Consider the following 7,059-nt stretch of genomic DNA (forward strand, 5'->3'; position numbering starts at 1 on the left):
GGTGCTTGACGGCATGAACATTTTGATTACGCCCAAATCGTTTCATACCTACAAGGAAAAAATTGATCCTCTGTTGGAACGTGCGGGTTACGGCATCCTTGCAAACGACACGGGCAGGACGTTGACGGAGGACGAGATCATCGAACTCGCCAAAGAAAATGTCGTGGGTATGATCGTGGGGATCGACCCTCTCTCCGAGAGAGTGCTCAGAAGCTGCCGGGATCTGAGAGCCGTTTCGAAATACGGCGTCGGGCTGGACAATATCGATTTGAAGGCGGCCGAAAAACTGAATATCAAAGTTGTAAGCGCTTTAGGTAGCAATCACATATCTGTCGCGGAACTGGCGATCGCGCTGATGTTCGAAGCCGCGCGCAGAGTTTCCGTCATGATCGCCGACGTGAAGAACGGAGGGTGGAGCCGGGTTCGGGGAATCGAACTGACGGGCAAAACGGTTGGCGTGATCGGCGGCGGCATGATCGGCAAGGAGGTGGCCAAACGAGCGAAGGGCCTTTGCATGAACGTGTTGTTGTACGACCCTTATTTTAACGATTTCGAGTTTCTGGAACAGCATGAGATAACCCGTTGCGACTCCTTGCCGGAGATCTTGTCGGTATCGGATGTGGTCACGCTGCATCTTCCGCTTGTTCCGGAAACCCGGCATCTGATCAATTCCGACACGCTGCAGCGGATGAAGCCGTCCGCCATTCTCATCAATACCTCCAGAGGAGAGCTGGTCGACGAAGACAGCCTGTATGCCGCCTTGAAGGATAAAAGGATCGCGTTTGCCGCGCAGGATGTATTTTCCAAGGAGCCGCCGTCTCCGTCCGAAAAGCTGTTGACGCTGGATAACTTTGTCTTGACGCCTCACGCCGGAGCCTATACCGCGGAGGCGGTCGAGAAAATGGCGATCCGTTCCGTCCATAATTTGATGGATTTGTTAAAAGAAATGGAGACGCGGACACGGGGAGGGGGTGAAAAATGAAAACGGTGGGGGAACACAGTCACCGCGCGTTACCGGTGTTGTCGGAGCAAAGGTTATGGGGAAAATCGCACAATCGGGAGGAGAAGTTCGATGATCCAAGCCAAGAGAATCGTCGGCGTCCTGTTGGCCATGGTTTTGGTATTGTCCGTATTGGCCGCTTGCGGAACAGAAGACAGCCAGGGATCTCCCAACAAAAAATACGTCTTGAAATTCAACCATGTGTTGTCGGAATCGGAACCGTTTCACCAAGGATTTCTGAATTGGGCGGAACGCGTGAAGGAAAGGACGAACGGCGGGCTCGAAATCCAAGTATTCCCCAGCGCTCAGTTGGGTGTGGAAGAAGACATCATCGAGCAATTGAAGCAGGGTGTCAATGTGGGCCAGAATACCGATTCAGCCCGTCTTGGGATGTACGTTCCCGATATCGCGGTGATGAACGCCCCTTATTTCGTGAACAGCATTGAAGAAGTCGAGAAGTTAAACGAACTGCCTTCCGTGAAAAAATGGATGGAAGAATTGGAGAACAAACACGGGATTAAGGTTTTATCCTTCAACTGGGTTCAAGGATTCAGACATATGGTTACGAACAAGCCGATCCGGACGCCGCAAGATCTGAAGGGGCTTCGAATCCGGACCCCCGGCGTGCCGATTTGGCAGGAGTCCGTCCGCGCCCTGGGTGCGTCCCCCGTGGCGCTGCCGTTCGGCGAAGTGTACGTCGGCCTGCAGCAGGGAGCCATCGACGGCGCCGAGCTCGTGTACCGGAACGTGACGGGCGGCAAGCTGTACGAGGCTTCGAAATACATCAGCGAGACGAAACACATCTTGCTGATTAATTTCGAGGTCATCAGCAAGAAATTTTTCGACAGCCTTCCGAAGGAATACCAGGACATTCTCGTCGAAGAGGCCAACAAGGCGGGGCTTGAAACGTCCAGGATCATGGAGCAGGAAGCGGAACAAATCAAGCAGGAACTTATCGGCAAAGGCATGACCATCGTGTCGGATGTGGATATCGAAGCCTTTAAAAAGGCCGGGGAAGCGGCGTACGAGAAATTGAACCTGACCGAAGTGCGGGACCGGATTTACAAGGAAATGGGCAAAACCCCATAAGCCGCGACCGTAAACGATTGGCTGCAAAAGCACATCGGGCGGTCTCCGTTCCCGTCCGGCGGGGCGGGAGCGGAGACACGCCCCCTTTCTCGAAGGCTCGACGCGAGGTGGATACGGATGAAACTCTATGACGCAATCGGCAAGATCGAGATTTTCATAGCCAAAAGTTCGTTGGCGCTCTTGACGGCCTTGGTATTTTTCTCGGCAGTGGCCAGAACCCTTCATTACCCCGTCGCTTGGGCGGTGGACGCGGCGACTTTCCTGTTCGCGTGGTGCGTGTTCCTGAGCGCCGATATCGCGATGAGAAACGACAAGCTGATGAGCATTAACCTGGTTGTGGAACGGCTGCCGGTCAAAGTTCAGTTTTATCTCAAATTGGTCAATCAGATCATCATTCTTCTGTTTTTGGCGGCGCTGGTCGGATTCGGTTTTTGGCTCTCCTATACCACCCGGTTAAGGACATTCCAGGGAATCCCGGGCTTCAGCTATACGTGGGTGACGCTTAGCGTGCCGGTCGGATGCGCGCTTATGATGGTCACGACAATATTGAAACTGAAGGATCAGATTCAGAGAGGATATCAGCATTTCCAACAAACGGCGGGAAATCAAGAGTTTCTTTAATCTGCAATCTGCGATCGCGGAGGATTAAACCATGGTGCTGGTTATCGTCCTGTTCTTTTTATTCATGCTCATGGGCATGCCTGTAGCGTTTGCCATCGGGATTGCCGGGGCCGTCTTCTTCCTGCAGCAGCCGACCTTGTCGTTTACCGTACCGGTCCAGCTTGTGCTTACGCAGACACAGAGTTTTGTTCTGCTCGCCATCCCCATGTTCATCTTTGCGGGGAACCTGCTGAACGAAACCGGCATCACGCACCGGCTGATGAAGCTGGCGGCGGTGCTGGCCGGGCATTTGCGGGCCGGGCTTGCGCAGGTCAACATGGTGCTGGCCACGATGCTCGGCGGAATCACGAGTTCGGCCATCGGCGATGCGACCATGCTTGGGCGCGTGCTGGGGCCCGGCATGATCAACAAAGGATATTCCAGAGGGTTCGCGGCCGGCGTCATCGGCTGCAGCTCGCTGATTACCACGATGATTCCCCCGGGCATCGGACTGGTGTTGTACGGAAGCATCGGAGAAGTTTCCATCGGGCGGCTATTCGCGGCGGGGCTCGTTCCCGGCCTCCTCATGACAGCGCTGTTAATGGTCGCGGTGGCGATTACCGCCAGAAGCAAAGGATACCAGCCGGAGCGGGGACATGCGGCCTCGCTGAAAGAGATCGGGACGACGTTTATCGATTGCATCTGGGCGTTTCTCTTCCCGATCCTGCTGATTGTAGGTTTGCGCTTCGGCCTGTTCACGCCTTCGGAGGCCGGCGCTTTCGCCGTGGTCTATGCCATTGTCATCGGCCTGCTCGTGTACAGGGAATTTACCTGGAAGAAGTTCGTCAAAACCCTGGAGGATACGGCGCTCGACATCGGCATGATCATGCTGCTGATCGCCTTGTCGTCGATTTTCAGCTACGGGTTGACCTGGGAGCAAATTCCGCAAAAGCTGGCGGAATACGTGCTCGGCATCTCCGACACGCCGTGGGTCATCATGCTGATCATTATCGCCTTTCTTCTCGTCGTCGGGATGTTCATGGACTCGACGATCCTGATCCTGCTGCTGACCTCGATTCTCATCCCGGTCGCCAAGCAATTGGATATCGATCTGGTGCACTTCGGGATTGTGATGGTTCTGACGCTGACCATCGGTCTGCTGACTCCTCCGGTGGGGGTGGTCATGTTTATCGTCTGCTCCATCTTCGAATGCTCGATCTGGCAATTTCTCAAGGAATCCTGGTTGTTGCTATTGGCCATCGTGCTGGTGGTGGTCGGGGTCGTCTTCGTTCCGGATTTGGTATTGGTCGTTCCCGACATGATCTTCGGAAAGGAATGAGCGGAACTTGAACTTTTCCAATAAAGCGGTGCTGGTGACAGGAGCCGGAGCGGGTATCGGACGCGCGACAGCCGTGCTGTTCGCCGAGAAGGGAGCGAAAGTGGCGGTAAACGCGCTTACTCCGAATCGCGGGGCGGAAACGCTGGAGCTTGTGCGGAAGGCGGGGGCGGAGGGGATTTTCGTCCAGGGCGACGTCTCCGTCGCGGCCGATGCCGAGCGGATCGTCCGGGAGACTGTGGACGCCTTCGGGCGGATCGACATTCTGGTCAACAATGCGGGAATCGTGTTGCCCGGCCGGGTCGACAACATGTCGGAGGAAGACTTCGACCGAACGATGCGGGTTAATGTCAAAGGCACCTTCCTGATCTCCAAATATGCCGTACGGCAAATGAAAAAACAGGGCGGCGGCGTTATCGTGAACAACGCTTCCGTAGCCGCGTTAAAAGGCCATACCGACCGAAGCGCCTATTCCGCTTCCAAGGGCGCCATCGTATCTTTGACGAAAGCGATGGCGGCGGATTATGTCAAAGACAATATCCGCGTGAATTGCGTCTGTCCGGGCACGACCTATACGCCGGCGATCGAGGATAAGATCAGGACGGCCGACGACCCGGAAGCGATGAGCGCGGCGTTTGTCGCCAGACAGCCTATGGGCCGCCTCGGCAAAGCCGAAGAGATCGCTTACGCGATCTTGTTCGCTTGCTGCGACGAAGCCGCGTATATGAACGGAAGCATTATTCCCATTGACGGGGGCATGACCATTTGACACCGCGTTGACCGGCGCGGCGAAGACCGGCATCGGGAATCCGTACGGAAGCCCGATGCCGGTCTTTATTTGAGCATGCGGCACGTCTTCCCATATCTTGCATAGAATTCAACACGAATCCGGCGAGCGGCAATCAGGTGTCGATCTCGTTCGCCGCCGCCACGGACAATGTCGGCGTCGCGGAGTACGATATGGGGTAGCGCCAACAAAACGCAGAAAACGTATTTTCACCAATAAGAGTAATTGCTATCTCGTCCAGATTTCAATAATGTTTGTTACCAGTGTGTTTAATGGGACAATAATGAAATGGCACGACATTCCTTCTTACACTTACCTGCGCGTAAGCAACGTACATCTATTACAGTTCTTACGCGAAATTCAGTCTTGGACTATAATCAAGTAAGGAATGGAAGAAAGGGGTGGAAGGATGGAACGAAGAGCTTTCGGCAAGACGGACATGCAGGTCAGCGTCCTCGGCTTCGGCGGCGCGGAGATCGGGTTTGACGGGGTGTCGTTGCCCGTGGTCGAGCGGCTTCTCGGCAGCGCCTTGGACGCGGGGTTAAACGTCATCGACACGGCCGAATGCTACGGGGACAGCGAGGAGCTCATCGGCAAAGCGGTGGGCCACCGCAGAAGCGACTACTATTTGTTTACCAAATGCGGCCATGCCTCCGGATTCGGCTTGCCCGACTGGAGCCCGGAACTGCTTGCGCAAAGCATCGACCGCAGTTTGAAGCGGCTGAACACGGATTATGTCGATCTGATCCAGCTGCACAGCTGTTCGGAGGATATGCTTCGCGAGGGGACGGTCATCGATGTTCTGCAGCGGGCGAAGGAAGCGGGGAAAGCCCGCTACATCGGTTACAGCGGCGACGGCGACGCCGCGTTGTACGCCGTTCAATGCGGGGCGTTTGATTCGCTGCAAACGTCGCTGAATATCGCCGATCAGGAGCCGATCGACCTCACGCTTCCGGAGGCCGTCAGGAGGGGGATGGGAGTTATCGCCAAGCGTCCGATCGCGAATGCGGCTTGGCGGACGGGGTCAAGACCCGACAATCCTTACCACCAGCCGTATTGGGATCGCTTGCAGGAATTGAATTATGACTTCTTGCAGCGCGGCCTCCCGGAGTCGATAGAGACCGCCTTGCGATTCACGCTCAGCCAACCCGGCGTATGCACGATGATCGTCGGAACCTCCAATCCCGAGAGATGGCTGCAGAATGCGGCATATGCGAACAAAGGACCGCTTCCGGAGGAACAGATCGCCTCGATTCGAGCGGTCTGGAAACAAGCGTCCGCAGGGAAAAACTGGAGAGGGCTTACCTGACGAAAGAAGATCTTGCTTAAAGGAAGGACAACGCGATGAGAACCATGAAACTGGGCGTCAGCCCCCTGGAAGTTCCGGTTGTTGCTGTCGGCTGCATGCGCATCAACTCGCTGGACAAGCCCGAAGCGGAACGTTTTATTCGGACAGCGCTGGAAGAGGGAGCGAATTTCTTCGACCACGCGGATATTTACGGCGGCGGCGCCTGCGAAGAACGGTTCGCGGACGCCATCGGCATGAACGATGACATCCGGGAGAAGATCATCCTTCAATCCAAATGCGGCATTCGCAAGGGAATGTTCGATTTCTCGAAAGAACATATTTTGGCGTCGGTGGACGGTATCCTGAAGCGGCTGAGAACGGATTATCTGGACATTCTGCTGCTGCACCGTCCGGATGCGCTCGTCGAGCCGGAGGAAGTCGCCGAGGCGTTCGATGCGCTGGAGAGTTCCGGGAAGGTGCGGTACTTCGGCGTGTCCAACCAGAATCCGATGCAGATCGAACTGCTGAAGAAGTTCGTAAAGCAGCCGATCGTGGCGAACCAACTGCAATTGAGCATCACGAATGCGACCATGATCTCCAACGGCATCAATGTGAACATGCTGAACGAGTCCGCAGTGAACCGGGACGGGAGCGTGCTCGATTACTGCAGATTACACGACATCACCATTCAGCCTTGGTCGCCCTTTCAATACGGTTTCTTCGAAGGCGTGTTCCTCGGGAACGAGAAGTTCCCCGAACTGAACCGGACCATCGACGAGATCGCGGCCAAATATGAAGTGAGCAACACGACGATCGCTCTTGCCTGGATTTTGGTTATAGTCTCAAGTAGTGGTGTAAAATTGCGCCGAGCTTCTTGACAAGGGAAGCCACGGTATGATTTCTACTAAAGTGACGCGACTCTACTTTAGAAGGAGGATCAAACCGTGGCTTCTATAGAT

The 7,059-nt window shown here is 55.2% G+C and carries 6 protein-coding genes and 1 pseudogene; all 7 read left to right on the top strand.

Features of this window, described 5'->3' with window-relative positions:
• The first annotated feature begins 13 nt into the window (after positions 1-13).
• Positions 14-982 carry a phosphoglycerate dehydrogenase gene (locus tag FE781_RS08450; RefSeq protein WP_138789173.1) on the top strand — a complete coding sequence of 323 codons (969 nt, stop codon included), beginning with the start codon at positions 14-16 and terminating at the stop codon, positions 980-982.
• 90 nt (positions 983-1,072) lie between these two features.
• On the top strand, positions 1,073-2,089 hold the full coding sequence (locus FE781_RS08455) for a C4-dicarboxylate TRAP transporter substrate-binding protein (protein ID WP_138789174.1): 1,017 nt from the start codon (positions 1,073-1,075) through the stop codon (positions 2,087-2,089).
• A 117-nt stretch (positions 2,090-2,206) separates the two neighbouring features.
• Entirely contained in the window at positions 2,207-2,710 is a 504-nt protein-coding gene (locus FE781_RS08460) for a TRAP transporter small permease (RefSeq protein WP_138789175.1), read from the top strand.
• Between the two features lie 31 nt (positions 2,711-2,741).
• Positions 2,742-4,028 (top strand): TRAP transporter large permease, encoded by a 1,287-nt coding sequence (locus FE781_RS08465; protein ID WP_138789176.1) that lies wholly within the window; start codon positions 2,742-2,744, stop codon positions 4,026-4,028.
• 7 nt (positions 4,029-4,035) lie between these two features.
• Positions 4,036-4,794 (top strand): SDR family NAD(P)-dependent oxidoreductase, encoded by a 759-nt coding sequence (locus FE781_RS08470; protein ID WP_138789177.1) that lies wholly within the window; start codon positions 4,036-4,038, stop codon positions 4,792-4,794.
• Between the two features lie 427 nt (positions 4,795-5,221).
• Positions 5,222-6,121 carry an aldo/keto reductase gene (locus tag FE781_RS08475; protein ID WP_138789178.1) on the top strand — a complete coding sequence of 300 codons (900 nt, stop codon included), beginning with the start codon at positions 5,222-5,224 and terminating at the stop codon, positions 6,119-6,121.
• A gap of 35 nt (positions 6,122-6,156) precedes the next feature.
• Positions 6,157-6,933: pseudogene (locus FE781_RS08480) on the top strand (aldo/keto reductase); the annotation flags it as partial.
• Positions 6,934-7,059 lie beyond the last annotated feature (126 nt).

The sequence above is a fragment of the Paenibacillus thermoaerophilus genome (assembly GCF_005938195.1).
In the GTDB taxonomy this organism is placed as follows: Bacteria; Bacillota; Bacilli; order Paenibacillales; family Reconciliibacillaceae; genus Paenibacillus_W; species Paenibacillus_W thermoaerophilus.

Excerpts from the sequence above, each read along its gene's own strand:
- FE781_RS08465 (WP_138789176.1), top strand. The coding sequence starts at position 2,742 with ATGGTGCTGGTTATCGTCCTGTTCTTTTTATTCATGCTCATGGGCATG.
- FE781_RS08460 (WP_138789175.1), top strand. The coding sequence starts at position 2,207 with ATGAAACTCTATGACGCAATCGGCAAGATCGAGATTTTCATAGCCAAA.
- FE781_RS08450 (WP_138789173.1), top strand. The coding sequence starts at position 14 with ATGAACATTTTGATTACGCCCAAATCGTTTCATACCTACAAGGAAAAA.
- FE781_RS08455 (WP_138789174.1), top strand. The coding sequence starts at position 1,073 with ATGATCCAAGCCAAGAGAATCGTCGGCGTCCTGTTGGCCATGGTTTTG.
- FE781_RS08475 (WP_138789178.1), top strand. The coding sequence starts at position 5,222 with ATGGAACGAAGAGCTTTCGGCAAGACGGACATGCAGGTCAGCGTCCTC.